The sequence below is a fragment of the Sedimenticola sp. genome (genome assembly GCF_050289425.1).
Taxonomy (GTDB): domain Bacteria; phylum Pseudomonadota; class Gammaproteobacteria; order Chromatiales; family Chromatiaceae; genus Sedimenticola.
Genome location: NZ_JBNKFS010000018.1, coordinates 1 through 26,790, shown reverse-complemented (window position 1 = coordinate 26,790; position 26,790 = coordinate 1). Strand labels below are relative to the sequence as shown.

The following is a 26,790-nucleotide window of genomic DNA, read 5'->3' as shown; positions in this document are numbered from 1 at the left end:
TTAGATTCCGACACAAGAAATCTTTGCGATCTTGGCGCGCTTGGCGAGAGAAAACGATTTCTCCCGACAATCATGGATTCTGCACATGAGACCGTTTTGTATCTCCGGCTTAGGTTCATATCCATTTATCCCCTTGCCGCTGTTTGACGATCGATTCGTTAAAGCCGCGTTCCACCGCGATCAGGTTCTGTTCCAGGCCGGCGTCACGGAAGTTGGCCGACTCCAGTCCGGCACGCAGCCCGTCCAGGGTGACAATGCCGGTGGCTTTGGCGAAGGCGCCGAGCATGATGGTGTTGGTAATGGGACGGCGGAATACTTCCATGCCGATGGTGATGGCATCGCACAGCACGACCCGGGTCACTTGCTCCGGACAGTTAAGGGACTCGGCCGAGTTGCGCGTGGCCTGGATCAGGGTGCTGTCCGGTTGCACCCCGGCAAAGATATTCACTGCCTTGGGGATGCTCGGGTCGATACAGATGATGTAGTCCGGCGCATAGATGTTGGTGACCGCGCGGATCGGCCGGTTCGAGTAACGCATGAAGGCGGCCACCGGGGCGCCGCGCCGTTCGAAGCCGAAGGCGGGGATGGCGGTGACATGCTGTCCGCTCATCACCAGGGCCTTGGCCAGGATCTTGGAAGCGAGTACCGCACCCTGGCCGCCGCGACCGTGCAGCCGGACCTCATGGATGGTTTTTTGTTCTACAGCTGCCGTTGTCATTGGGGTAATCTCCAGCCGGGTTTCAGTCCGGGACCGGGTTTGCCGCCGCCCCGTGCCGGGGTGTGGGAAATGGCATAGCCCTGGTAGTAGGCGGCATAAATAATGATCTGGTACTTGCAGAACCAGCCGCACAGCACCATGAAGAATCCGGCAGCCCCGGCCAGCGGTAGCTGATAGGCGGCATAACTTTTACCCAGGAACAGCAACACAATAGGGGTCGCGACGCCCAGCAGGGCGATGACGATATTGGCCCGCTCCAGCACTTGCAGGGTCGCCTCCGGGGCGTTGCCGGCCAGCGCGTAGCGGTAGTTGATCCAGGCCATGCCACGCAGCAATACCAGGGCGAGGGCCACTATCCAGCCGTAACCGTCGAACAGCACTGCCACATTGCCCTCTACCAGACCGGCAAAGATCAGCAGGATGCCCATCCCTTCGGTCAGGCCGGTGCTGATGATCAGCGGATTGATGGCCGGGGTACGCCAAGCCGGTATACCCTTTGCCATGTGCAGAATGCGCGCCTGGGCGTAGAGAAAACCGGCCGCCGGAATGGCGCTGAGAATCAGCAGCGATGTAGAGCCGCTGAAAAAGGTGATCACCCCGAGCGGCAACAGCAGCAGCGCCACCAGGCCTTCCCGTGTCATCCAGGAGTTGGCCGGATTGCGGAACACGTTCATCGAACGCAGGGGGCGGCCGATCTCCAGCCACACCAGACCGAGACCGGTCGCGACGAAGGTGCTGGCCAGCAGGGCGTAGCCGGTGGTTTGCATGCCCAGTACCGATAACAGTGCCGCCACCAGCAACAGGCCGGATCCGCTGCCGCCACAGATAAAGTTACCGGCGGCGCGCCAGTCCCAGCGTTTTTGTAAGGTCGGAGCCAACATCATTTACGCTCCCACAGGTAGTAGAAGCCGGAGCCGGTTTCCAGCTCTTCGTGCATCTGGAAATGTTCATGGGTACGCAACAGCTTGGACACATTGCTCTCCGGGTCGTCGATGTCGCCAAAGATCAGGGCGTTGGCGATACAGGCGTTGGCGCAGGCCGGCGTGGCGTCCGGGTCGATGCCCGGGGTCAGGCCGTTGGCGGTACCGTAATCGATGCGGTCGACGCAGAAGGTGCACTTCTGGGCCACCGCGCGACGTTCGCTGTGGGGGACCTTCTGTTCATGCTTCATCTGGCCGAACTGTTTGCCGTAGGCCTTGTTCGGTACATCCACACGATCCCGCGCCTGGTAGGGGCAAGCCTGGATACAGTAGGCACAGCCGATACAGAGATCGTAGTTGATGGAGACGATGCCGTCGGGTCGCTTGTAGGTGGCCTTGGTGGGGCAGACGTCGGCACAAGGGGCGTCCAGGCAGTGGTTGCAGCCTACCGGGATAAAGGCGCGGCGCACGTTGGGATAGGTGCCCACCTCGAAGTCCAGCACCTTGCGCCACTGCACCCCGGGGGCGGTGGCGTTGGTGTGTTTGCAAGCCGCGGTGCAGGTCTGGCAACCGACGCAGCGGTTGATGTCGGCGACCATCACATAACGGGTCATTTTGCCTCTCCAATCTTTCTGATCTTGACCCTGGCGAGATCTGCGCCGGAGCCGCTGGAGTCGGTCAGGTCGAGCAGCATCGGCACCAGGGAATTCATGCTGGGCACATCGAAATCCTTGGCGAACGGTGTCGCCCAGTGGTCGAACTGGCCCATCAGCATCAGGGTGTCGGGGCGGATGCCTTCACGTGTCACCAGGACACCGCGGGTGGCGCTGAGCGGCGAGGTGATCTCCACCCGGTCGCCATCCTTCAGGCCCAGCTTGTGGGCCTGGCCGGTATTCATCACCAGGCCGCCGTGGGTGCCGATGTTCTTCGACACCTCGCGGATCATCTGGATCGAGACATTGCCGCCCCAGGCGTACTGCATACTGCGTGAGGTGACCAGCCAGAATGGGTAGTCGCTGATATCGACACCGAAGTTACGCTCCAGCGCCCCCTCCCAGATGGCTTGGAAATCCATCATGTCGGGCAGCGGTTCATACTCTTCCAACTGTTCGTCCCACCAACTGATACCGCGCTCATGCAGACGGCGTCCCAGTTGCACGCCAACCCGTTTCAGGGTCTCCTGATAGGGCAGTTCGTAGCGCACCCCTTCGTCTTCCATCTTGGCCGTGAGGTACCACTTGATGCGCGGGAAGTCGGTCAGCCGGTAACCCTTCTCTTTGTAGTAGTCGAGCCCCTGGCTCTCCTTGCCGCCGGTAATTTCGGCGCTGGCGGCTTTGCAGTTGGCTTCCCAGATGGTCTCCACATCGTGCACCTGGTCCAGATCCAGGCTGAAATCGTAGTAGTCGGTCTTCAGGGCGACGCCGGCGGCGCCTCGGTTGAGCGCCTTGTTGTACTGCTCCAGCACGCCGCAGCGTTTCGCCAGTTCGGTGCTGATCCAGGTAAAGTCACGGGTATCGCCCTGCGGTTCGGTGACCGGCTGGCGCAGGGCAAAACCCTGGTGATCCCAGAACTGTTCGATGAATTTGGTACCGCCGATACGGATCAACTGCAGTCCTTCCAGATCGGTGCGGTCCGGCAGCAGGATGTCGGCCATGTGGTTGGTTTCGTCCCGGGTGTAGGCGAAACAGACCGTGAACGGGAAGCTGGCGATGGTCTCGGTGATCTGGTTGGTGTCCCAGAAGGAGATCGCCGGATTGGTGCGGTAAACGAACCAGAGCGCCGGTTTGGTGGCTTGCGGCCAATGCTCCGGCCCTTTCTCCTGCTGCATCCAGGCCAGGTGGGTCGGGCCCAATGCCTGGCTCCAGGCGGAGTTGCCCACTAGCGGTACCAGGGTGCGGTTGGCGTTGCGCACATCCGGCGTGGCCAGCCAGTTCTCCTTGTCGGTCGGATTCATCGGGTAAGCGAGGAAGCCGTCTTCAGAGAGTTTGACACTGTCGTTGCGGTCCGAGGCGGGACGGTTGATACGTACCGTGGTGCCGATGGTGCCGCCGGGAACCTCCAGGGCGCCGACCAACACCGCCAGCATGGTGCGGGCCCAGCAACAGTGATAGCCTCCCCATCCATTGTTCACCGTCTTGCCCAGGGTGACCGCCACCGGACGTAGCGGCATGGTGCGGCCATCCACCTCGATGGTTTCGCCGATACGGGCGTGGTCCAGGTATTCCAGCGCAATGCGGCGGATGATCTTGTGGTCCACATCGCACACCCGTCCGGCCCATAACGGGGTGAACGGTTTCATGTGCTCGATCAGTTTTTCGAAGGCGGTGGTGACCTTGATATCCTTGTGTTCCCAACGATCCTCATCGGCGCCGATCTCGATGCCGCTGAGGATGTACTGCCCCTCCAGTGCCGGTTCGGTGTCGGCGGTGTCGAAGGGAACCGCCTGTTGACGCTTCAAATCGTAGATCAGCGGTTTTTCTGTCTCCGGATCACGCAGGTAGAAACCGTTGGGGGCGACCAGATAGGGGGATCCGGTACGGTCACGTAGGAACACCTTGTCCAGGCGATCACGCTGTTCGTGCAGCAGTACATGGATCAGGGCATACATGAAGGCCGGATCGGTCTTCGGTTTGATCGGTACCCACTCGGCTGAAGCGGCCCCGGTCTGGGACAGATGGGGTTCGACCTGGATCCGTTTTACCCCGCGGTCACGTGCATCGGCGTGACGTTTGACGCCACACACGCCGCCGGACGCTTCGATGTTCATGCCGAAGGAGATGATGTAATCGCACTTCGGCGTATCCGGGGTGACGATAAAGGCGCGGTGCCACAGTTCCCCGTAGAGATGCTCGGAGTGGTAACACTTGACCCCCTGGCCGCTGCCGAAACCCATGTCGATCGGGGTGATGGCGCTGAGAAAGGCGGGGAAGGTGCCCATGTAGTAGGTGGAGGTACCACCGCCACCAAAGCTGGCGGCAATTTTGGGATAGCCCGCCTCGTCGGTTTTGCCTTCGACCTGGATCTGTTTCACTTTGTCGGCGATGGTGTCCAGCGCCTCGTCCCAGCTGATGGGAACGAATTTGGGATCTTCGTCGCGTCCCTTTTTCGGGTTGGTCCGCTTCATCGGCGTAAGGATGCGATGCGGATTGTAGACCTTCTGAATCAACCCGAATGCCTTGACGCATACCTTGCCGCCGGCGGGGGTGCAGGCCGCGGCGTCGAAGTTCGGTTGAACCTCGGTGGCAATGCCGTCTTCCACCCGGACATTGAGCAGATCGGGACCGGCGACACACTGATAACAGTAGGTCGGGATCTTGGTGTTTCCTGTGGGTAATTCAGTGGTCATACTTGCCTGCCTTAGCTGGTGGCTTTTGCGGCTTTGGCCTTGAGACGTGCAGCGGTCTGTTCGGTATCCACGATAAAGCGGGTGTGCTTACCCTTGGCGACATTTTCCAAGGCATCGCGGGCGCTAAATTCGTAGCTCACCATACGGCCCTTCACTTCCGTAATGGTGGCGGTGATCTCGACCCACATGCCGAGCAGGGTGGCACCGGTGTGATCCATCTCCACGCGGGTGCCGACAGAGTCTTCACCGGCATCCAGGTGTTCCAGCAGCAGGTTGCGACTGGTCACTTCCATGTCGTAGATCAGGCTGGGCGTGGAGTAGACCGCGCAGTCGTCACCCACAAAGTTTACGGTACGGGGTTTGTCGATTTCGTAGCGGTCGGTTCTGGATAATCCTGCCTGTAAACTCTCTTTCATCACCAATGCCTTCATCTGTTGTTCTTAAAGTAAGGATGCTGTATCGGGTTACTGGAATAAACCGATACAGTTTTCGCGTTCTGAATTATTTTTATTAATTTAGTTTCAAAATAAACTAAATTGATTTTGCGTCAACCTCTTTTTGTTCTGATCTTGCCTGTTTATGACATTTGTCATGAACTGCGGCTGTCGGCATCGATGCGTCTTTGGGTTAACCCGTATATCTGCACGCCATATTATTCACGTCGCACCTTCCGCGTGGGCACAAAAGGCGTGCCCACCCTACCTAGCTACATTGCCCAGTTAGTCACCTCCGTTTCGATGATCATCGACGACTAACTATTTTTTGCTGCAATCAAAAAAAACAAATAAAGGTTTCATAAGCAACTATTCAAGCAGAAGCGGAGGGTCTTCGTCCTCGTCCCAGCCCGCTTCCGGTTGCGGATATTGTTCCCGTTTTTGCTTCAGGTAATCACAATAATCACCGGCTTCTCTGGCAAAGCCGTGCGCCAGTTTTTTAACCTCCGGCAGTTCGGCATTTTGTTCGATATCTGCAAACAGATCGGCGGCGCTCTGCTCCACGTCAATGGCCAATGACAGGGTGTGATAGGGCGTCATCATGTAGTGGGCGCTGCTATGCCCCGGTACCTCGATATTGATGGCGTCTTCCCAGTTGTAATCCCAAGGTGAAATGTGCGGCAGTGATAACCCTTCGCTCAGTTCCTGGACCACGCGGGTTCGATCACTCTGTTTTTTCTCCAGCCAGCGAAATATCTCCGCCGCTTCCGGGTTGTTCACCACCTCCATCTGGTCGGCAAACAGGTCGTAACGTTCAACCGTTTCCGACAACATGGTCAGGGTGCGGGCCAGCAGCTCGGCCTTGTTGGCGATGCGCAGCGGTGTCATAGGATGAACCCCTGTTCCAGTTCAGAAATATGCTCCACCGTGGTTTTCAGCTCCGGTTGGTAGGCCGGCCGGTTGCCCTTGTACAGGGTGCCGAGGAAAAAGTTGTCATCGGTCATCAAGCGTTTGGCGGCGACGGCGGCATCGCCGGTCGGCTCGACCGGGGCCGGGCGTACCGTCTTTTTCCACTCCTTCTGTTCGGGGCGGAAGGTGACGCAGGGACTGAGCATGTGCACGAAGGAGAAGCCGGGGTGACGGATCGCATCCACCAACACCTTGGCGGCACCGTTGGGGTCGGTACTGGAGGCGCGGGCGATAAAATTGGCGCCGGAGGCGAGTGCGATCACCAGCGGGTAATAGGGATTGATCTTGGTGCCGCCCGGAGTCAGTTTACTCTTGTCCCAATCGGGATCGGTGGTGGGTGAAGCCTGGCCTTTAGTCATGCCGTAGACCTGGTTGTCCATCACGATATAGGTCATGTCCACATTACGCCGGCAGGCGTGCATAAAGTGGTTGCCGCCGATGGAAAAACCATCGCCGTCGCCACCCGCCGCCAGAACGGTCAGATCGGGGCGCGACACTTTGAGGCCGGTAGCGACCGGCAGGGCGCGGCCGTGCACGGCATGGAAACCGTAGACATTGAGGTAAGCCGGCAGGCGCGATGAGCAACCGATACCAGAGATCAGCGCGACGTTTTCCGGTGCCAGGTTCATCTCCGACATCGCTTTGGTTATGGATAGCAGTACGCTGTAGTCACCGCATCCCGGACACCAGACGGGCTTGGTGCCGGATTTGTACTCATTCGGTTTCAGGCTGGGACAGCTGTTTGCGGTATCCATTAGGCGTTCTCCCACGCTTTCAGTTCGCTGTAGACATCGTCGGGACGGATCATCAGGGGGCCGGGCACCGCCATGGAGCGGAGTTCGCCGGGCAAGTCATAGTGGGCGCGCAGATAGTGGTAGAACTGGGCGCCGTGGCACTGCTCGACCACCAGCGTGCGCGCCACGCCGGCCAGGGCGGCGGCCAGCCGTTCCGGTTGTGCCGGTGACAGCAGACGCATGCTGATTAATCGGACCTTGCGACCTTCTGCCGCCAGCATATCGATCGCTTCGCTGACCGGGCCGGTGCTGGAACCCCAGGTGAGGACGGCCATTTCGCCCTCACCCTCGACCTTGGCCCAGTGGTTGCCGTAGTCGAACTGGTCGAGTTTGCGCTGACGTTTATTCAACTGCTGGATATGGTCCTCGGCGCGGCTCGACGGCGTACCGGTGGGCGAGTGTTCCAGACCGTCGGCGGTGTACTGGCAGCCGGGGGTACCGGGAATCGACATCGGCGAGACGCCCGATTCGTTGACCACATAGCGGCGGAAATCTTCCGACTTGCTGGTGATCTGGCGACCGCCGGAGACAAAGGCGATGTCGGCCGGGCGGTCGATCAGGGCGCGGGTCTGGCCCAACGACTGATCGGATAGCACGATCGCGGCGGTCTGCAGGCTCTCTGCCAGATGGGTGGCCCACTGGGTGGTGAATAGGCAGTCGCCGATCGACATCGGGGCGACCACGACATGGGGGGCATCGCCGTGCAGGCCGTAGAGGGCGATATTCAGATCGCTCTGCTCCGATTTGGTCGGGATACCGGTTGAGGGACCGCCACGCATCACGTCCACCACGACCACTGGGGTCTCGGAGGCGACGGCCAAACCGATCGACTCGATCATCAATGCCAGTCCGGGGCCCGACGTGGCGGTGAGGGACGGGGTGCCGCCGAATGAGCCGCCAATCAATTGGTTGATCGAAGCCAGTTCATCTTCCGCCTGTACCAGCACGCCGCCCACCTTTTTCAGGTTGGGGGCGAGCCATTCGAGGATTTCCGTGCCCGGGGTGATGGGGTAGGCGGCGACAAAGCGGATGCCGCCGCGGATGGCGCCCATACCGGCCGCTTCGTTGCCGGTAATGCTCCAGCGTTCCCGCTGACTGTTCGCTTCGATACGGAACGCCGGGATATCGGGGATGGCCGACGCCTGCTCGATACCGGCGCGTACCCCGGCCATGCTCGCTTCGATGGCCGCTTCACCTTTTTTGGCCAGTGACTTGGTCAATACCTTTTCCAGGGCATCCACCGGCAGGCTGATCAGCTGGGCCAGTGCGCCGAGTGCCACCATATTGGGGCGTCCCCCACTGATCCCCTTGGCCAGTTCGCCCAGCGGCAGCTCTACATAACGGCCGCCCATGGCGCTGATTGCCTCGGGTACCTGGCCACCCACATCACCGATCACGATGCTGTCGCTGTCGAGAATAATCTCGCCGACGAAACGGTCGGCGTTGAGCCAATCGATCGCCAACAGGATGTCGAAGCGGCCCTTGTGGGTCTCCACCGGTTGTGGAGAGAGGCGCAGCAGGGCAGCGGCTTCACCACCGCGGATCTGCGGGCCTGATGAGCGGGTCATCATGCCGTACCAGCCGGCTTGGCCCGCTGCGTCCAGGAGTTGCTGGCCGGCAGTCATGACACCGGAACCGCCACTGCCGAGCATGGCAATGGAGAGTGAGCGGGGAGCGCCGGTGGAGCTGCCTTTGGCGATCTCAGTGGATGCAGAATCATTCATTAGGTATACCTTATATATAGGACATATATCTCAGGATTTTGCTCAGAATTACCCGATTAGTTGCAGGTGAAATGAATCATATTTCATGAAATTGGCTGTGTCAAAGGAAATATAGTACACGAATTTAGGTTGACAAGGCTTAAAAGTGAAATATAATTCATTGCCACAGTATGAGTGCGTGAAATAAGAATTTCGGAGACCACAGACTATGAGTATTAAGGGATACCGTTGGCTAATGACCGCCGTGGGCGAGCCTTTCGTTAAAGAGGATTGCACCTTCGAGACGCCGGTTACCGGAGAAGTGACGGTAGAGGTGGCCGGTTGCGGTGTCTGCCATACCGATCTCGGTTTTCTCTATGACGGTGTCCGTACCAACCATGAGCTGCCACTGACCCTGGGGCATGAAATCAGTGGCCGGGTGGTAGCTTGTGGTGAAGGTGCCGAAGGTCTGTTGGGCAAGGCGGTGGTGATTCCCGCGGTGATGCCGTGCGGCGAGTGTGATCTCTGTCAGCGCGGCCTGGGCACCATGTGCCGCAGCCAGAAGATGCCGGGTAACGATATCCAGGGTGGCTTCGCCAGCCATATCAATGTGCCGGCCCGCGGACTCTGTCCGGTGGATGAGAAACAGCTGGAGGCGGCCGGTATGAGTCTGGCCGAGGTGGCGGTATTGGCGGATGCGGTCACGACTCCCTATCAGGCGGCGGTACTGGCCGACATCAACGAAGGTGATGTGGCTATCGTCATCGGTGTCGGCGGCGTCGGCGGTTACGCGGTACAGATTGCCCATGCCCTGGGCGCCCATGTGGTCGCCATCGATGTGGATCAGGGCAAGCTGGATCAGCTCAAGGATTTTGGTGCCGAGTTGACGCTGAACGCCAAAGAGCACGATGCCCGCGCGATCAAGAAACTGATCAAGGAGCATGTGAAGGCCAACGGCCTGCGTGCCACCGAGTGGAAGATCTTTGAGTGTTCCGGCTCAACGCCCGGACAAGAGACCGCCTTCAGCCTGATCACCTATGGATCGCACCTGGCGGTGGTCGGTTTCACCATGGCCAAACTGGAGGTTCGCCTCTCCAACCTGATGGCCTTCAGTGCCCGTCTGCAAGGCAACTGGGGTTGTCTGCCCGAATACTATCCGAAGGCGTTGGATCTGGTGATGCGGAACAAGATCCAGATGAAGCCGTTCGTCAAACTTCATTCACTCAACGACATCAACGCGGTGTTCGAGGCGGCCAAGGGCCACCTTCTGACCGAGCGTGCCATTCTGGTTCCGAATCTTTAAAGGGGACGTATTATGAGAGATTCAACTCGCAGCATTATCAACGATAGCAAACCGGCCTCCATGGTCGATCACAACCTGGTGCCGGAGCTCAGCTTCGAGGGTTTGCTGGTGGAGAAGCGTCCGGCCAAGCGTCGTGACGGCAGCGTGGCAGAGGGGCTCTACAATATGTGGATCACCCTGAACAATCCGGCCCAGTACAACTCCTACACCACCGAAATGGTAAAGGGCGTCATTCTCGCCTTCCGTGCCGCCAGTTGCGCGCGAGACGTCAATGCCGTGGTCTTCACCGGTGCCGGCGATAAGGCATTTTGTACCGGCGGTAACACCAAAGAGTACGCCGAGTATTACGCCGGCAATCCCCAGGAGTATCGCCAGTACATGCGCCTGTTCAATGATATGGTCAGTGCCATGCTGGGTTGTGACAAGCCGGTAATCTGCCGGGTCAACGGTATGCGTATCGGTGGCGGACAAGAGATCGGCATGGCGGCGGATTACTCCGTGGCCCAGGATCTGGCGAACTTCGGCCAGGCCGGTCCCAAGCACGGTTCGGCGGCTATCGGTGGCGCCACCGATTTCCTGCCGGTGATGATCGGCTGTGAGCAGGCGATGGTCTCCGGCACCCTGTGCGAACCCTTCTCCGCGCACAAGGCGTACCGCCTGGGTATCGTCTCCCAGATCGTGCCGGCACTGAAGGTGGACGGCAAGTTTGTCGCCAATCCGATGGCGGTTACCGACAAGATGTTGGATGAGTACGGCCGCATCGTGCACGGCGAATTCAAGACCGGTGACGAAGCGAAAGCCGCCAAGGCGCTGATCAAGCAGGGCGAAGTCGACCTCAGCCTGCTGGACGAGGCGGTGGAAACGCTCTGCGCCAAGCTGATCGAAACCTTCCCCGAGTGCATGACCAAGAGTCTGGAAGAACTGCGCAAACCGAAACTGGAAGCGTGGAATCGCAACAAAGAGAACTCCCGGGCTTGGTTGGCCCTGAATATGATGAACGAAGCGCGTACCGGCTTCCGTGCCTTCAACGAGGGTAATCGCGAAGTGGGCCGCGAGATCGATTTTGTCGCCCTGCGCCAGGCCCTGGCGGAAGCTACTCCTTGGACTCCGGAACTGATCGAAAGTCTGATGCCGGGTAAGGAGGGCTGAAGCATGAGCGATTCGCCGCTCAAAGTTTGGATGGACCGGGACGGGGCGCTGCTGCGCCTGCGCCTCAACCGTCCCAAGGCCAATATTGTGGATGCCGCCATGATCGGCGCACTGCAAGCGGCCTTCGAGCAATATGCCGGGCAGGCTTCGCTGCGTGCTGTGCTGCTGGATGCTGAAGGTCCCCACTTCAGCTTCGGCGCCAGTGTGGAGGAGCATCTGCCCGGCAGTTGCGCAGCCATGCTGCGCTCACTGCATCAACTGATTGAAACCATGCTGGATTGCCCGGTGCCGATCCTGGTGGCCATTCAGGGTCAATGCCTGGGTGGCGGACTGGAAGTGGCCGCCGCCGGCAATCTGCTGTTTGCCGCCACCGATGCGCGACTGGGACAGCCGGAGATTCAGTTGGCCGTGTTCGCCCCGGCCGCCTCCTGTCTGTTGCCGGAACGGATCGGCCAGGCCAATGCAGAAGATCTGTTGTTTTCCGGTCGCAGTGTGAAAAGCGACGAAGCGCTGCGTATGGGGTTGGTCAATCAGGTGGCAGACGATCCACAGGCGGCGGCACTCGCCTATTTCGACAAATTTCTTGCGCCCCACTCGGCCTCTTCACTGCGTTTCGCGGTGCAGGCGGCGCGGAGTGACGTGGTGGCGCGTATCAAAGCCAAACTGGCAAGCGTTGAAGCCCTTTATCTGGACGGTCTGATGGCCAGTCATGATGCTGTAGAAGGTTTGAATGCATTCCTCGAGAAACGTCCAGCCAAATGGGAGGACAGGTAAGTATGAGTACTGCAGAGATAATCGCACGCTGTGAAGAGTTGTATGAAGATACCACCTTCGCTGCATCACGTGCCTGGAAAGAGGCCGCACCCGGTCGCAAAGTGGTTGGATTCATGCCGGTCTATATTCCGGAAGAGATCATCCACGCCGCCGGTATGTTGCCCCTGGGTATCCTCGGTGGAGGCGATGGCCTGGAAGTGATCCATGGTGACGCCTTCTATCAGAGTTACATCTGCCGCATTCCCCGTTCCACCATCGAGCTGGGCTTGACCGGTCGTCTCGACTTCGTTGACGGTATGCTGTTCCCCAGTATCTGCGACGTGATCCGCAACCTCTCCGGTATGTGGAAGCTGATGAAGCCGAATGTCTACGCCAAGTATTTCGACGTACCGCAGAACTACCGTGACGATATCGGTGGCGAGTATTACCAGAACGAGATGCAGGAGCTGCGTCATGACATGGAGAAGCTTTCCGGTAACACCATCAGCGATGAGGCGCTAAGCAACTCCATCAAGATTTACAACCAGCACCGTCAACTGGTGCGGGATGTCTACGCCATGCGCTCTGCCGAGCCCTGGAAAGTGCCCAGCTCCGAAGTTTACCTGCTGATGCGCGCCGGTCAGGTACTGCCGGTGGAAGAGCATATCGTGATGTTGACCGACTATCTGGCCGCGGCCCAGGAAGAGGATCGACCGATCCGCGACAACTGCCGCATCATCACCTGCGGTTCGTTCTGCGAACAGCCGCCGCTGAATCTGATCAAGTCGATCGAGATGGCCGGCTGCTACGTGGTGGACGACGACTACATGCTGGTCAATCGCTGGCTGATGGAAGAGGTGCCCACCGACGGTGACCCGATCAAGAACCTGGCGGACGCCTTCCTGCACCACTCGGCCGACTCCTCCGCCAAGTACTGCGACACCCAGGAGAAAGTGGGGCAGTACCTGCTGGATTCGGTAAACAAGAACCAGGCCGAGGGCGTGATCTTTGCCGCCCCCAGCTTCTGCGATCCGGCCTTGCTGGAACGTCCCTTGCTGGCCGCCAAGATGAGCGAAAACAACGTACCGCACATCTCCTTCAAGTATGCAGAGAACTCGGGTCAGATGCAGCCGATCCGTGAACAGGCAGGTACCTTTGCCGACTCGATCAAACTGTGGAGCTAAGACCAATATGAATACTGCAACCAATCCAGAAGTCATCAAAGAAGCGTCGATGCTCAAACAGAAAGAGATGATCGCACGCAACTACGATGCGCTGACCAGTGCACCGGAGACCGGCAAAAAGATCGTCTCAACCTTTGTTCCGGGTAACCTGAATGAGCTGATCAACAGCTTCGGTCTGCTCAACAACCTGCCGGAGATCAATGCGATCAACAACGGCATGCGCAAGCAGAGTGGCGGCATGATCATGGACGCCGAACGTGGCGGCCACTCGGAAGATGTCTGTACCTATGTGAAGGCGGACATCGGCATGATGTCGAAGGGCAATATCGCGCCCAATGGCAAGGTGATGCCTCCACCCAATCTGCTGCTGCTCTCTTACACCGGCTGTTTCACCTTCATGAAGTGGTTCGAGCTGCTGCGTAAAGAGTACAACTGCGACACCGTGATGTTACAGGTGCCTTATACCGGCGACGGCGTCATCACCGACAACATGCGCCAGTTTGTGGTCAAGCAGTTGAAGGAAGAGGTGATCCCAGCACTGGAGAAGGCTTCCGGCGTCAAGTTCGACATCGACCGGTTGCGGGAGAATCTGGCCCGCTCCGCCAAGGCGGAAGATGACCTGGTGTGGGTATTGGAGAGTGCCAAGAACGTACGCTCACCGATCGATGCCTACTTCGGCGGCGTCTATTACATCGGCCCGATCTTCACCGCTTTCCGCGGTACCCAGGATGCGATCGAGTACTACCAGTTGCTGCGCGGTGAAATCGAAAAACGGATAGAGGCCGGCCTTGGCCCCATTACGCCGGAAGGTGACATGGGCGAAGAGAAATACCGCCTGGTGGTAGAGGGTCCGCCTAACTGGACCAGCTTCCGTGAGTTCTGGAAGATGTTCTACGACGAAGGCGCGGTGGTTGTGGCCAGCACCTACACCAAAGTGGGTGGTGTTTATGACCTCGGTTTCCGCCATGACCCGACCAATCCGCTGGAGTCGTTGGCCGACTACTGCCTGGGCTGTTACACCAACCGCAACATGCCGAGCCGTGTCGACATGATCGAGAAGTACATGAATGAGTACCAGGCTGACGGCTTGCTCATCAACTCCATCAAGAGCTGCAACAGCTTCTCCGCCGGCCAGCTGATGATGATGAATGAAATCGAGAAACGCACCGGCAAACCGGGCGCGTTCATTGAGACCGATCTGGTTGATCCACGTTACTTCTCTGCGGCCAACGTGAAAAACCGCCTGGAGAGTTATTTCCAGATGGTCGATCAGAAACGTCGTTCCAACAGAAAGAGCGCATAAGGGGGCCACAGCATGAAGTGTTATATAGGCATTGACCTGGGTTCCACCACCACCAAGGCCGTGGTGATGGATGAGCATGGTGAAGTATTGGGCCGCGGTATCACCAACTCCCGTTCCAACTACGATACCGCCAGCCGCGTGGCCAAGCTGGAAGCGTTCATCAGCACCCGTCTGACCCTGTTCCATCGTGCGTTGGAGGGATTATCCGGGCTGGAGGGCGAGAAGATCGATCGCCTGCTGTTGAATCTGGAGCGTCACTTCCGTCTGGAGCTGTTCCTGGAGCAGTTGGATGACCTGCATCGGACCTGTGCCGAGAACGCCGGTGATCTGCGTTACCCGGGGCAGAAGGATAAGATCTGCGCGGTACTGGATGTGGCGTTTGAACGTCTTGCCAACAAACTGCAGGGTCTGTTCGCGCCGGGCGTAGTGAGAAAATCCGACTTCTTCCGCGACCTGGCCGGCTCCGAGTATATGAACATTGCCGAGGCGACCGCGAAAGAGATGGGGATGAATTTCGATACCCTGATCAATATCTACGACAAGTCGATCATCGAGGTGGAGAACCGGCCGCCGAATGATGACATGGAAGGCAAGTTCCTGCGCGCCCTGAAAAACGTGTTGGCTGAAGAGACCGATCTTAGCGTCAATTCGGACGATGTGATGAAGGCGATCAAGAGCGTATTGGACATGGAGCTGGAAGAGACCTACGTAGTCGGTACCGGTTATGGCCGGGTACGTCTGCCGTTCCCGAAAGAGCACATCCGCTCCGAGATTCTGTGTCACGGATTGGGCGCTCACTTGATGTATCCCAAGACCCGCACCGTGCTGGATATCGGTGGCCAGGACACCAAGGGTATCCAGATCGATGACAAGGGCATCGTGGTTAACTTCCAGATGAACGACCGTTGTGCCGCCGGTTGCGGACGTTACCTCGGTTATATTGCCGACGAGATGAACCTGGGTCTGCACGAACTGGGTCCGATGGCGATGAAGGCCAACAAGACGGTGCGTATCAACTCGACCTGTACCGTGTTCGCCGGCGCTGAGCTACGTGACCGGTTGGCGTTGGGCGAGAAACGCGAGGACATCATGGCCGGTCTGCACCGCGCCATCATTCTGCGCGCCATGTCGATTATCTCCCGCTCCGGCGGTATCACTGATGAGTTCACCTTCACCGGTGGCGTGGCCAAAAACGAAGCCGCCGTCAAGCAGCTGCGTGAGTTGGTCAATGAAAACTACGGTGACGTTCAGATCAATATCAACCCGGATTCAATTTATACCGGTGCACTGGGCGGTGCGGAGTTTGCCCGTCGTGCCGTTGAGGAGGCATAACCATGACGACAAGTATAGGCATAGACGTGGGCACCGGTTGTATCAAGACCGTACTGTTCAAGATCGACGGTGACAACATCGAGTGGGTAGCCCGCCGCAACGATAAGATCCGCCAACGTGATCCGATGGAGCTGGCGCGGCGCGCCTACGACGAAGTGATCGAAGAGGCGGGTCTGACCGAAGGCGATATCCACTACACCGCCACCACCGGCGAGGGTGAGAATATCGAGTTTTCCACCGGTCACTTCTACTCCATGACCACACACGCTCGTGGCGCCATCTACCTCAACCCTGAATCGCGCTCGGTGCTGGATATGGGCGCCCTGAACGGGCGTGCGGTCAAGATGGACGAGCACGGCAAGGTGTTGACCTACCGCATGACCAGCCAGTGCGCCTCGGGCTCCGGTCAGTTCCTGGAGAATATCTCCCGCTACCTGGGTATTGCCCAGAACGAGATCGGCGAACTCTCCAAGCAGGCGGACAATCCGGAAAACGTCTCCAGCATCTGCGCGGTGCTGGCCGAGACCGATGTGATCAACATGGTTTCCCGCGGTATCTCGGCACCCAACATCCTGCGCGGTATCCACGACTCCATGGCGGGTCGACTGGTGAAATTGTTGCGCGTGATCAAGGCCAATGAAGGTGTTACTTTCCTGAGTGGCGGCTTGGCGTTGGATGAGGGGCTGATGGATTCGATCAATGAGTCTATGGTTAAGATGAAGATTCCGACCAAGGCGGTTAATCACCCTGATTCACCCTACGCCGGCGCCATCGGTGCCGCTATCTGGGGTGCTTATCGTTACGAGAAGCTGGCTGAGCAGGGCTCACTGGCCATCGCGTCCTAACCCACTATTTATACGTAAGGAGAAACAGCTATGGCCCTTATGATTAATGAAGACTGCACGGCTTGTGATGCCTGCCCGACCGAGTGCCCGAATGATGCCATCACCGCCGGTGACCCAATGTATATCATCGACCCGCTGAAGTGCACCGAGTGTGTCGGCGCCGAAGATGAGCCGCAGTGCCAGTTGGTTTGCCCGCCGGATTGTATCGTACCCAATCCGGATTTTGAGGAGACCCAGGAAGCGCTGCAGGCGAAGTACGACTCGCTACACTGAGTGATTGCAGGTCAAATCGGGCAACCGCTCCCGCGGATGGGATCAAGCCATACCGATCCGCAGTGGAGCCGCTCGCCCGCCGTATGAGACAGGCGATGCGCTTTGACGCATCGCATGCTTAACACAATACCCGGAGGTGGGTTGAGATGTCGGAAAAAAAATGCCAAATACAGCCGCTGCAGGAAGGCGATATTGAGCAGGTCATTGGTCTGGATAAGAATCTGGGCGGCAATGCGCGCCCGGAGTTTTTCAATAAACGTCTGCAGGCGATGGGTCGCTCCCCGGAAACCTATATCAGTTTTGTCGCCAGCGTGAATGATCAGCTTTGCGGTTTTCTGTTTGCCCATGTCTTGCGAGGTGAATTCGGTACCCGTCAGCCGGTGGCCGTGATCGATGCTCTCGGCGTGCAGCCGGGCGAGCAGGGCTCGGGTGTCGGTATGCAGCTGATGAATGCATTGAAGGAAGAAGCGGCAAAACGGGGTTGTGATACCTTGCGGACACAGGCCAATTGGCATCAGCAAGAACTGCTCGCTTACTTCGCCAATGCCGGCTTCAGTCTCGCTGCACGTAATGTGTTGACCCGGGATACCAGCCCGCTGGAACTGGAGCTGGAGGAAGAGGAGGATATCGGCTTGCGTCCGGTACGCTCCCTGGCCGAGTCCGATCTGGATTCGATCCGGCGCATCGACAAGCACATCACCAGCGAAGATCGCGAAACCTACCTGAAACAGAAGGTGGCCGAGGTGATCTCGGACAGCGGCATCCGTGTTTCCATGGTGGCGGAGCAGGATGGATTGGTAGCCGGTTTCATTATGGCGCGGGTCGATTACGGTAGCTTCGGCTGTGCCGAATCGACCGCCGTGGTCGATACCTTGGGCGTTGGGCCGGAGTACAAAGGGGCCGGAATCGGCTCCGCACTGATGGCCCAGCTGATGGATAACCTGGCTTCGCTGCAGGTGGAGCATGTGCGCACCGAAGTGGAGTGGGAGAATTTCGACCTGAACCGTTTCCTGGCCAGCTCGGGGTTCCGGCCGGCCCAGGAGTTGTCACTCTCCTGCGCCCTCTGAGGAGATCGATATGTGGGATTTTTCAGGCACAAAAGCAGTGGTGACCGGCGGTGCCAGCGGTATCGGCCGTACGGTGGCCGAGATGTTGGAAGCGGCCGGTGCCGAGGTCCACGTATTTGATCTGAGTAGGGGAGAAAGCGGGTCGACGCCCGGTATTTTTCATCAGGTAAATATCGGTGACCCGGAGAGTGTGCAGGCGGCGGTAGATGAACTGCCCGACGATCTGACGCTGTTGGTGAACAATGCCGGCATCACCCGGGATCGCAGTATCGCCAAGATGAGTGATGAAGAGTGGCACTCGGTGATCAACATCAACCTGGGCGGCGCGTTTTATCTGATTCGGGCGCTGGCGCCGCGGATGCGTGAAAAGGGCCATGGACGGATCGTCAATATCACCTCCATTAACGGCATGCGCGGTAAATTCGGCCAGGCCAACTACAGTGCCGCCAAAGCGGGTATGATCGGCCTCACCAAGACCGCCGCCCGGGAGCTGGGTGGCAAAGGGGTGACGGTTAACGCCGTGGCGCCCGGCATGGTGTTGACCGAGATGGCGAAAAAACTGCCGGAAGAGTTTCTGCAGAAGGCGCTGGATGAGACCGTGCTGAAGGAGTTGGCGACACCGGAAGATATTGCCAATGCAGTACTGTTCCTGCTCTCCGATGCGGCGCGTATGATTACCGGTGAAGTCATTAAGGTCGACAGCGGTCAATATATTTAGCTGGGTAGGGTGGGCATGCTTTTTATGCCCACGCGCAGCGGGCGGTACGGAACAAGATGGTGGGCACAAACGACGTGCCCACCCTACAATTGATACAGACGCAGGGTGGATAAGTGCAGCGCATCCGCCCTTCTCAGATAACCGGAAGAGTGGCTATGAATTCAAAAACACAGGCAAGAGCTCCATTCAAATGGGATGACCCGTTACTCCTGGATCAGCAGTTGACCGAGGAGGAGCGGATGGTGCGTGACACCGCCAACAAGTACTGCCAGGAGCAGTTGATGCCGCGGGTACTGGAAGCGAACCGGCACGAACGTTTCGATCGTGAAATCATGAACGAAATGGGCGAGTTGGGATTGCTGGGTTGCACCATCGACGGTTACGACTGCGCCGGCCTTAATTATGTCTCTTACGGTTTGATTGCCCGCGAGGTGGAGCGGGTCGACTCCGGTTACCGTTCCGCCATGAGCGTGCAGTCGAGTCTGGTGATGCACCCCATCTATGCCTACGGTACCGAAGAGCAGCGGGAAAAATACTTGCCGAAACTGGCCACCGGCGAACTGGTAGGCTGTTTCGGTCTGACCGAACCCGATCACGGTTCTGACCCCGCTGGCATGAAAACCCGTGCCCGTACAGTGGATGGCGGCTACTCCCTCTCCGGCTCCAAAATGTGGATTACCAATTCACCGATCGCCGACGTCTTCATTGTCTGGGCCAAGGACGACGAAGGCGTGATTCGCGGATTTATTCTGGAGAAGGGCATGAAAGGCCTCTCCGCTCCCAAGATCGAAGGCAAGTTCTCGTTACGTGCCTCCATCACCGGCGAGATCGTCATGGACGAGGTATTCGTCCCGGCGGAACATCTGCTGCCTAATGTGAAGGGGCTGGCCGGACCTTTCGGCTGTCTCAATCGCGCTCGTTACGGTATTGCCTGGGGTGTACTGGGGGCGGCCGAGGATTGCTGGCACCGTGCGCTGACTTACACCCTGGACCGTAAACAGTTTGGCCGGCCGTTGGCCGCCAATCAGTTGATCCAGTTGAAGTTGGCCAACATGCAGACCGAGATCACACTGGGTCTGCAGGGCTGTCTGCAACTGGGTCGTCTGTTTGACGCCGGCCAGGCGGCACCGGAGGCCATCTCTCTGATGAAGCGCAACAACGCCGGCAAGGCGCTGGATATCGCCCGCATCGCTCGTGATATGCACGGTGGCAACGGTATTTCGGATGAGTTCCATGTCATTCGTCACGCCATGAATCTGGAAGCGGTCAATACCTATGAAGGTACCCACGATGTGCATGCGCTGATTCTGGGTCGTGCCCAGACCGGCATTCAGGCGTTCGCGCCATAACCCGATTTTGCCGCCCAGGTTGAGGTGGCGAAATGCCGGCAGTCTCGGACTGCCGGCAGGCTTGATCATCTAGTCTCCTATTCTCTCATTTAGGGCCTCACTTTCCAGAGGCCCATTTTTTTTGTCCAGGGATGGACTTATGCCGCGGAGGCCAAGGATGGCCGGGAGCGGCGTTGGACGGGGATGGACTTATGCCGCGGAGGCCAAGGATGGCCGGGAGCGGCGTTGTAGGGGGATGGACTTATGCCGCGGAGCACAGGGATGTGCGGGAGCGGTTTGTCTGCCGTTTAAACGTTGCCTTGATGTCCAAATAGCGCATCGTCAAGGTCCGCTCGATGATGTAGCCAACGTGGATAGTGCGCTTCGAAATCGGCGAGAATCGATTCGTAGGGCACGTCCTTGAACACGCCGCGTTGCCGTACGTACTCCATGTGCCGATCTCCTGCGGTATTGTAGGCCTGCAACAGGGAGTCGTGGCGGCCGTCGAACGCCAGTACATGTACCCCGAAACGCTCACACAGCTGTTTGTTAAAGGCCGGTGTCGCCTTGACCCACTTCCCTTCCAGGTAGAGATCGGTGTAGCTATGCCAGGCGTAGACATTGCCGCCGATCAACTCGTCGAGTTTCTTGGTCGAGAGGTGGTTACGCACATCGGCATAGCCGACCCGAGCCGGTATGCCGATGACGCGGGCACAGGCGGCCAGCAACGCCGCCTTGGGAATGCAGAAACCGCTACCGGTAGTCAGGCAGTCACTGGCGCGAAAGTAGCGCGGATCCGGACCCACCCGATACGGGTCGTAGACGACCTCGTCACGTACCGCGAGATACAGACGTACGGCCGCCGCGACCTCCGGCTCGTCGCTTACCCGGTGCTGGTCGGTAAAAGCGATAACACGCGGATCATCGGCGTCGATAAAACGACCGGGCTGGAGGTAGACCGTCATGGCTTGGCTGGATTGGGGCTGGGTGTCGGACATACCGCGTCTCCTTTTGTGAACGACAGGGTAACCGGAGAGGCGGGTTATGGCCAGATACAGGGCAGTAAAATTAGCACTTGTGCGCTGTTGTCATGCGAGATCGGTTGCCCGCAAAGCGGCTGATTACGACAGCGTGATTCAAATTTACTCACTCGCCGGGTTGGCCTGGCCAGTTTCAGGCATGCTCGACCGATCGACACAAACCCTCAGCTTTGTCGATCACCTTGTGAAGTACATCAATAATGCTGAGTGATGTTTCTATTGTGCTAAAATATAGCTACCTATTTTTACTTCTCCTTAATGTTTTCTTAAGGTTGAAGATGTAAGGTGTCGACAGCGGAATTGGCCGTGTCACTCTTAATTGGAGTCAGAAGCATGAAAAAAACAGGTGTAATAGAGAAGGGTGTGTGGGCGCTTGTACTTGTCTCGACATTGACTGTCGTCGGCTTAACAGTGGCACAGGCTGCCGATAATCAGGCATCTATCGCCCGTGGCGGAATGTTGTATGACAAGTGGTATAAGGTCATTGATGTTGAGAAGCCGAAAACTACTCATGCGCTTTATCCAAAAGAGGGGAAGAAGGCCAAGGACAGTTGGCGTTGCAAAGAGTGCCATGGTTGGGATTTTATGGGCAAGGATGGTGCCTATGCAAAGGGATCACACTTTACCGGTATCAAAGGCATTCAAGGTGCGGCCGGTAAACCGGTTAGCGAAATCGTCGCACTGCTAAAAGATCCGAAACACGGTTACGCGGATAAAATGGCAATGGCTGATTTGAATGATCTGGCGATGTTTGTCAGTAAGGGGCAGGTCAATATGGATGATTACATAGACCGGGCCACGAAAAAGGTAAAGGGCGATCCGGTTAACGGTAAGCAGATGTTTGAAACCGCCTGTGCAAAATGCCACGGAGAGAAAGGTCTTCTTCCGAAAGATATGGGCGAGACACTCGGTGACAATGCCAGTGGCAATCCTTGGGAGCACCTGAACAAGATACTCAACGGTCAACCTGCCGAGAAGATGCCCGCACTGCGTGCCTTCACCCGCCAGGATGTGCTGGATATCGCGGCCTACGCCCAGACCCTACCGAAAGAGCGGTAACCGTTTATAGAACGTTGTCAGCCCTGCCAGAAAGGTTTTTGGCAGGGCTTTTCATTGTCAGCAGTACAGGCAGATCTACGATGAAAAGATTGATTGAATGGATCCGTATCAACCCTAGCAAGGCGTTGCTGGCTCTTGTGGGCACAGGCGGCGTCGCGGGTATTATTATCTGGGTAGGCTTCAATACGGTTATGGAATCCACCAATACGCTGGAGTTCTGCATCTCTTGTCACGAGATGGAGCAATTGGTTTATCAAGAGTACAAAAAAAGTATTCACTACAAAAACCCGACTGGTGTGCGTGCCACCTGTCCGGATTGTCATGTGCCGAAAGATTGGGGCGCAAAGATGCTGCGAAAGATTTATGCTTCAAAAGAGGTGTGGCATAAAATTATCGGTACGGTGGATACACCGGAAAAGTTCGAGGCGAAACGCCTGGAGCTGGCCGAGCATGTTTGGGCGACCATGAAAGAGACCGACTCGCGGGCCTGTCGCAATTGTCATGCTACGGATGCTATGGATTTTCACAAACAGAGTAATCGTGCCAAAGAGAAGATGCAGCCCGGTATGGAAAAGGGCAAGACCTGCATTGATTGTCATAAGGGCATTGCCCATAAACTACCTGATGACTACGAGAAGGATGATTAAGCAGGTACTGTTTTAATAAGGTGTAAGTTGTGCAGGGTGGGTGCGTTTTTTACACCCACCCTGCAGCGGTGACTCAAGCCGAATCGATCAGCTTCTCCAGCGGAGCTTCCATCTCGACACCCCAGAGCGCTGTGATCTCTTTTATAGCTGCCTGAATCAGCGGTTCGTTCTGGCGCCGCTTTTGCACGGTAAAGCTAAGTGCGATGGAAGGGACTTCTCCTGACCAGCAGTAACCCACGCCCTCTCGCTCCATCGTTTCGGCATCGTCCTGACGCAGCAGGGCGATACCGGAACCGGCCCTGATCAGTTCCCGGATGGCGTCTTCACTGTCTACAAAGGCCACTTTATTGGGGGTGCAGGGATATCCGCTGAACATTTGATTGCGCAGGGTGTAGAAGGGGCAGTTTTGTGACGTGTAGATCCAGGGTAAGGCGCACAAGGCTTCGGGCGATGCCTGCTCCACCCGGTTACGCCAGGCAGCCGGTGCCACTACTTTCATGGGAACCTGGGCTAATTCCAGGGTGGTCAGGTCGGCACTTTTTACCGGACCGAAGAAAAAGCCCCCATCCAGATTGCCCTTGCGTACATCGGGGATGTTGGTGGCTGACATGCCCGCCAGGAAATGCAGTTGTATCCTGGGGTGTTTCGCCGTAAAGACTCTTAACAGCTCGGCGATACGCACAAATTCAAAATCGGTATGTACGCCGATCTTGAGCTCGCCCACCAACTCCTGTCGCAGTGATTGGGCAGCCGATTTTAGTTCGTCTGCTGAAGCCAGAATGCCCGCCGCCTTTTGGTACAGCAGTTCGCCCGAGGGGGTGAGCTGCATCCCCTTCGGTGTGCGCTGGAACAATTCGACCCCCAACTCCTCTTCCAACGCCTTGATATGGGCGCTGATGGCCGGTTGGCTGGTGAACAGCAGTTCGGCGGCGCGGGTCAGATTGCCTTCATCGGCCACCTTCACAAAGGTCTTGAGTTGGTAGAGTTCCATGGGTTCCTCACAGGGAGCTTAATTGATGGTTAATTAAAGCAGATATCGGGCTATTCGTGTCATCACAATTCCTGAAGGGCGGTATCGGATCATACGATTGGATCGATTAGGAGGGGAGGCGTAGCTTGATCGCCAGGCAATCAGGATAAGGAGCGATCATGACAACGCAGACCAAACAACTCAATCTACAGGCATCAAATTTTCGCTTGATCGGGTTCAACGCACGGGTGCTCCCGGTCTTTCAATGGCTGTACGCCGCCTACGAGAGGCAACGCCAGCGCCAGGCGCTGCTCAAGCTGGATGACCGTTTGCTCAGTGACATTGGCGTCAGCCGGGCGGATGCGGACAATGAGGGTAGTAAACCGTTCTGGAAGGAGTGAAGGTCGTCGGATTGGATGAGCACGGAAACGTGCCATCCGACCGAACCCACTTAAACCAACCCTGCAATACTCAACAAAAACAGGACTAGCCAAAGGATAACCAGCGTCGCGGTTGCGACGATGGCGGATCTAACCCACCAGCGTCTCAATCGCCAACGCTTGAATATCAGCACATAGGAAGAGACGGCAAATATCAACGACCAGATCAGCCACGGAATGGCGATGACGACATCCTTCTCCCCGCCGCCAAAACTTAAAATATCTTCGCCGATCAGCAGTAGCAGAACGGGTGTTAACAGTAGGGGAATCGTGGCGATAGTTATTTGAACGATTCTATGCACTGATTGCTCCCGCTTTTCATCTCTACCTACAGAATATCCGCCTATTTTAACCACATACCGGAGAAAGCGGGATAGCGCGAGTCGGTCAGACTAAGTAACCGGACTTCTCCATGTCCGGAAAATTGGCGTGTAATGTTAAGGTGTTACGGTTTACTGTCGAGAGATTCTGGCAAAATTAACCCCAATAAGACTCGCCAACGCAGCTAGGCGGTATATTCTTACAACCAATAAACTATCCATTCAACTGTCGACCTCGATTAATAAGGAGCCCGACACATGCATACAAAGATTCTCGCCTTTCACCTGCTCTTTGCTTCGTTGCTGCTGCTCTCGGGCTGCACGACATCGAATCCGCTGCGCATCCCCGATGAGCAATGGTCCCAGATGACCCAGGAGCAAAAACTCAAGGCGTATGAACAGCAGGCTGAACTCGATAAGGCGCGCATTGAAGCGAAAGCCCTTGAACGACAAGCCAAGATAGACGCCGATGCCAGAAAACAAGAGGCGCTGATGCAAATGCGACAGAACGCCCGCTACGGCGACCTGGTGCAGTGTGTTTTGGAACCGCTTGAAGTCAGATACCACAGGAAATGGCGAGACACCAAACCTATCGCCTTCGACCTGGTAAGAGGAGAGAGTCGATCGATTCGGTTTCGGGATCAGGATGAAAGGTACGTTACCACCGGTTGGGTACAGTTTCAGGAGAACGGTCAGACGGTATCCGTGTGTCGCAACCACTCCAACAACTATGGTGTGAGTGACTGCGCCGATCTCCTTGGCACCACCCGGGAGTTTCGTCGGGGCATCAAGAAACTGATACAGGTGGATGATTTCCTGAAGGGGCAGATCCGCTGTGACTTGAAGCGGGTGCCGTAGATTTCCACTAGCAGATCGATCTATTACGCTGATCAGGTAGGTAGGTAGGGTGGGCGCGTTTTGTGTGCCCGCGCGTTCATCTACGCGCCAAGTAGTGGTAAGTGCCTGATGTTTTTATATCTCATTGCCATTTCTATACAATGCCGAATGGCTTTTATTGGTAGATCGCTATTTGTATGTAACACGATGGCGCGATTACCTTCAAACTCCAATACTTCCGAATACAGCTCTCGGAATGTATCAACAAGTTTCGTTTGACAATGAAAGAATAGAAAATATTGATTCGGAAACTTTGGTTTCCAGTCCATACGTATCGGACTGCCGTTTTTAACCTGGTAACTTGGTTCTCCCCACTTCAAAAATTCGTTGATCTCGCCTAACTGCCAATCTTCTGCAACGCTAAATACCAGTTCCCTCAACTGAAGAACAAGTGGTTTTATATGACTGGGATAGCTTTCGAATTTTTCCTTAACTTCCGCTTTCATGCTGGAGCGCTCCATTCACATAATGCCCACCCTGACTGGCTACTGCCTCGATACAGACAGCGTCGCGATGCACTGGATTCAAAAGTAGGGTGAGGAACAGCTGGTGCTTTTTACCGTGTGCAATCGTCCCGACTCGGGAGGCCATAAAAAATGTTATTCGCCTACAAATTTAATCTCTACTTTAGAAAACCAAAGATCTCTCCATCGTTCGATTTTTTCACTGTCGGCTAGTAACTTTGGTGATGTAACGCTCTCCTTCCCAAAATCTGCCCCATTATCGATCGATTTACTATTGATGGCCCCATACATCTGACCAGCCTCGCGATAGACGGCCCCGATTAATACGCCACACGCTTTACATAGTAAAAACTCGGCCATTCCGCTGCCTTGCCTATACCGGCTTAGATTTGAATCATTTTCTACCTTGATCGTTAGCTGTCCAGCCTTATCAGATATATAGGAGGCACCATGCTTTTTACAAAAATCACAATCACATGCCCTGGGTATATATGTTGAGGAGTCGTTTGTCAGCTCTATTTGAAAAGTGATATTTCGACAGTGGCAGTCGCCTGATAATATTTTCATGTTCACCGTTTCTCACCCTGCTTCACTTCGGTTTCTCAGTATATCCCAGGAAACAAACGAAAGCGTACGCGGTGTACATAGTCTCGATAGCCGGGCAACTCTTCCTGTAAAGTCTGGTCTTCAAGTGCGGTTCTAATCACAGTGATGGTGGATGCCAAGACCGCAGGAATCAGTGTCCATACCGAGCTAAGGGCAAGAACAGTACCAAACAGTGGAAGAATACTTCCGGTATAACCAGATCGGAAGA

The 26,790-nt window shown here is 56.7% G+C and carries 29 protein-coding genes; 15 read left to right on the top strand and 14 right to left on the bottom strand.

Annotated features, from left to right (window positions below; translation table 11 throughout):
• Positions 1-115 precede the first annotated feature (115 nt).
• The 8 genes from padE to ACQY5R_RS13015 all read right to left on the bottom strand — a co-directional run bounded on the left by padE (position 116) and on the right by ACQY5R_RS13015 (position 8,905).
• A complete protein-coding gene (gene padE, locus ACQY5R_RS13050) occupies positions 116-718 on the bottom strand; it encodes an NADH-dependent phenylglyoxylate dehydrogenase subunit gamma (protein ID WP_428609177.1) in 603 nt (200 codons plus the stop codon).
• Positions 715-1,599, bottom strand: coding sequence for a hypothetical protein (locus ACQY5R_RS13045; protein ID WP_428609174.1), 885 nt, complete (start codon positions 1,597-1,599; stop codon positions 715-717). Before ACQY5R_RS13045 ends, padE begins: the two co-directional genes overlap by 4 nt.
• A complete protein-coding gene (locus ACQY5R_RS13040; protein ID WP_428609171.1) occupies positions 1,599-2,252 on the bottom strand; it encodes a 4Fe-4S dicluster domain-containing protein in 654 nt (217 codons plus the stop codon). Before ACQY5R_RS13040 ends, ACQY5R_RS13045 begins: the two co-directional genes overlap by 1 nt.
• Entirely contained in the window at positions 2,249-4,984 is a 2,736-nt protein-coding gene (locus tag ACQY5R_RS13035) for a molybdopterin-dependent oxidoreductase (protein ID WP_428609168.1), read from the bottom strand. Before ACQY5R_RS13035 ends, ACQY5R_RS13040 begins: the two co-directional genes overlap by 4 nt.
• 11 nt (positions 4,985-4,995) lie before the next feature.
• Entirely contained in the window at positions 4,996-5,415 is a 420-nt protein-coding gene (locus tag ACQY5R_RS13030; RefSeq protein WP_428609165.1) for a thioesterase family protein, read from the bottom strand.
• A gap of 372 nt (positions 5,416-5,787) precedes the next feature.
• A complete protein-coding gene (locus ACQY5R_RS13025) occupies positions 5,788-6,306 on the bottom strand; it encodes a hypothetical protein (protein WP_428609163.1) in 519 nt (172 codons plus the stop codon).
• Positions 6,303-7,142: a 2-oxoacid:ferredoxin oxidoreductase subunit beta gene (locus ACQY5R_RS13020; protein WP_428609160.1), complete on the bottom strand. Its 840-nt coding sequence runs from the start codon at positions 7,140-7,142 to the stop codon at positions 6,303-6,305. Before ACQY5R_RS13020 ends, ACQY5R_RS13025 begins: the two co-directional genes overlap by 4 nt.
• Positions 7,142-8,905: a 2-oxoacid:acceptor oxidoreductase subunit alpha gene (locus ACQY5R_RS13015; protein WP_428609158.1), complete on the bottom strand. Its 1,764-nt coding sequence runs from the start codon at positions 8,903-8,905 to the stop codon at positions 7,142-7,144. Before ACQY5R_RS13015 ends, ACQY5R_RS13020 begins: the two co-directional genes overlap by 1 nt.
• Positions 8,906-9,113: 208 nt before the next feature.
• Here ACQY5R_RS13015 and had point away from each other — a divergent pair, with 208 nt between their 5' ends.
• The 11 genes from had to ACQY5R_RS12960 all read left to right on the top strand — a co-directional run bounded on the left by had (position 9,114) and on the right by ACQY5R_RS12960 (position 20,160).
• Complete coding sequence (had, locus tag ACQY5R_RS13010) at positions 9,114-10,187, top strand: 6-hydroxycyclohex-1-ene-1-carbonyl-CoA dehydrogenase (protein ID WP_428609155.1); 1,074 nt, start codon at positions 9,114-9,116, stop codon at positions 10,185-10,187.
• Positions 10,188-10,199: 12 nt separating this feature from the next.
• Positions 10,200-11,336, top strand: coding sequence for a 6-oxocyclohex-1-ene-1-carbonyl-CoA hydratase (gene oah, locus ACQY5R_RS13005; protein ID WP_428609153.1), 1,137 nt, complete (start codon positions 10,200-10,202; stop codon positions 11,334-11,336).
• 3 nt (positions 11,337-11,339) lie between these two features.
• Positions 11,340-12,110 carry a cyclohexa-1,5-dienecarbonyl-CoA hydratase gene (locus ACQY5R_RS13000; protein WP_428609150.1) on the top strand — a complete coding sequence of 257 codons (771 nt, stop codon included), beginning with the start codon at positions 11,340-11,342 and terminating at the stop codon, positions 12,108-12,110.
• Positions 12,111-12,112: 2 nt separating this feature from the next.
• A complete protein-coding gene (gene bcrC, locus ACQY5R_RS12995; RefSeq protein ID WP_428609147.1) occupies positions 12,113-13,273 on the top strand; it encodes a benzoyl-CoA reductase subunit C in 1,161 nt (386 codons plus the stop codon).
• 7 nt (positions 13,274-13,280) lie between these two features.
• Entirely contained in the window at positions 13,281-14,576 is a 1,296-nt protein-coding gene (gene bcrB, locus ACQY5R_RS12990; protein WP_428609145.1) for a benzoyl-CoA reductase subunit B, read from the top strand.
• A gap of 12 nt (positions 14,577-14,588) precedes the next feature.
• Complete coding sequence (bcrA, locus tag ACQY5R_RS12985; protein ID WP_428609142.1) at positions 14,589-15,908, top strand: benzoyl-CoA reductase subunit A; 1,320 nt, start codon at positions 14,589-14,591, stop codon at positions 15,906-15,908.
• A gap of 2 nt (positions 15,909-15,910) precedes the next feature.
• On the top strand, positions 15,911-16,753 hold the full coding sequence (bcrD, locus tag ACQY5R_RS12980; RefSeq protein ID WP_428609139.1) for a benzoyl-CoA reductase subunit D: 843 nt from the start codon (positions 15,911-15,913) through the stop codon (positions 16,751-16,753).
• A gap of 30 nt (positions 16,754-16,783) precedes the next feature.
• Positions 16,784-17,026: a YfhL family 4Fe-4S dicluster ferredoxin gene (locus ACQY5R_RS12975; protein WP_428609136.1), complete on the top strand. Its 243-nt coding sequence runs from the start codon at positions 16,784-16,786 to the stop codon at positions 17,024-17,026.
• Between the two features lie 146 nt (positions 17,027-17,172).
• The gene (locus ACQY5R_RS12970; protein ID WP_428609133.1) at positions 17,173-18,093 is read left to right on the top strand and encodes a GNAT family N-acetyltransferase; all 921 of its coding nucleotides are present in this window, start codon (positions 17,173-17,175) and stop codon (positions 18,091-18,093) included.
• Positions 18,094-18,103: 10 nt separating this feature from the next.
• The gene (gene fabG, locus ACQY5R_RS12965) at positions 18,104-18,811 is read left to right on the top strand and encodes a 3-oxoacyl-ACP reductase FabG (protein WP_428609130.1); all 708 of its coding nucleotides are present in this window, start codon (positions 18,104-18,106) and stop codon (positions 18,809-18,811) included.
• Positions 18,812-18,966: 155 nt separating this feature from the next.
• A complete protein-coding gene (locus ACQY5R_RS12960) occupies positions 18,967-20,160 on the top strand; it encodes an acyl-CoA dehydrogenase (RefSeq protein ID WP_428609127.1) in 1,194 nt (397 codons plus the stop codon).
• Positions 20,161-20,447: 287 nt separating this feature from the next.
• Here ACQY5R_RS12960 and ACQY5R_RS12955 read toward each other — a convergent pair whose 3' ends face one another.
• Positions 20,448-21,137 (bottom strand): transglutaminase-like domain-containing protein, encoded by a 690-nt coding sequence (locus ACQY5R_RS12955; protein WP_428609125.1) that lies wholly within the window; start codon positions 21,135-21,137, stop codon positions 20,448-20,450.
• 375 nt (positions 21,138-21,512) lie between these two features.
• Between ACQY5R_RS12955 and ACQY5R_RS12950 the strand changes: the two genes are divergently transcribed.
• Positions 21,513-22,238 carry a cytochrome c gene (locus ACQY5R_RS12950; protein ID WP_428609123.1) on the top strand — a complete coding sequence of 242 codons (726 nt, stop codon included), beginning with the start codon at positions 21,513-21,515 and terminating at the stop codon, positions 22,236-22,238.
• Between the two features lie 80 nt (positions 22,239-22,318).
• A complete protein-coding gene (locus ACQY5R_RS12945) occupies positions 22,319-22,885 on the top strand; it encodes a NapC/NirT family cytochrome c (protein ID WP_428609121.1) in 567 nt (188 codons plus the stop codon).
• Positions 22,886-22,958: 73 nt separating this feature from the next.
• Here ACQY5R_RS12945 and ACQY5R_RS12940 read toward each other — a convergent pair whose 3' ends face one another.
• On the bottom strand, positions 22,959-23,876 hold the full coding sequence (locus tag ACQY5R_RS12940) for a LysR family transcriptional regulator (RefSeq protein WP_428609119.1): 918 nt from the start codon (positions 23,874-23,876) through the stop codon (positions 22,959-22,961).
• Between the two features lie 158 nt (positions 23,877-24,034).
• Here ACQY5R_RS12940 and ACQY5R_RS12935 point away from each other — a divergent pair, with 158 nt between their 5' ends.
• A complete protein-coding gene (locus ACQY5R_RS12935) occupies positions 24,035-24,256 on the top strand; it encodes a DUF1127 domain-containing protein (RefSeq protein WP_428609116.1) in 222 nt (73 codons plus the stop codon).
• A gap of 50 nt (positions 24,257-24,306) precedes the next feature.
• Here the strand turns inward: ACQY5R_RS12935 and ACQY5R_RS12930 are convergent, their stop codons facing one another.
• Positions 24,307-24,597, bottom strand: coding sequence for a hypothetical protein (locus tag ACQY5R_RS12930; protein WP_428609113.1), 291 nt, complete (start codon positions 24,595-24,597; stop codon positions 24,307-24,309).
• 276 nt (positions 24,598-24,873) lie between these two features.
• Here ACQY5R_RS12930 and ACQY5R_RS12925 point away from each other — a divergent pair, with 276 nt between their 5' ends.
• Positions 24,874-25,473 carry a hypothetical protein gene (locus ACQY5R_RS12925; protein WP_428609111.1) on the top strand — a complete coding sequence of 200 codons (600 nt, stop codon included), beginning with the start codon at positions 24,874-24,876 and terminating at the stop codon, positions 25,471-25,473.
• Positions 25,474-25,553: 80 nt separating this feature from the next.
• Here ACQY5R_RS12925 and ACQY5R_RS12920 read toward each other — a convergent pair whose 3' ends face one another.
• The 3 genes from ACQY5R_RS12920 to ACQY5R_RS12910 all read right to left on the bottom strand — a co-directional run.
• Positions 25,554-25,958, bottom strand: coding sequence for a DUF1801 domain-containing protein (locus ACQY5R_RS12920; RefSeq protein WP_428609109.1), 405 nt, complete (start codon positions 25,956-25,958; stop codon positions 25,554-25,556).
• 153 nt (positions 25,959-26,111) lie between these two features.
• On the bottom strand, positions 26,112-26,549 hold the full coding sequence (locus ACQY5R_RS12915; protein ID WP_428609107.1) for a GFA family protein: 438 nt from the start codon (positions 26,547-26,549) through the stop codon (positions 26,112-26,114).
• Positions 26,550-26,578: 29 nt separating this feature from the next.
• A partial coding sequence (locus ACQY5R_RS12910; RefSeq protein WP_428609104.1) for a methyltransferase family protein occupies positions 26,579-26,790 on the bottom strand: 212 nt, incomplete at its 5' end.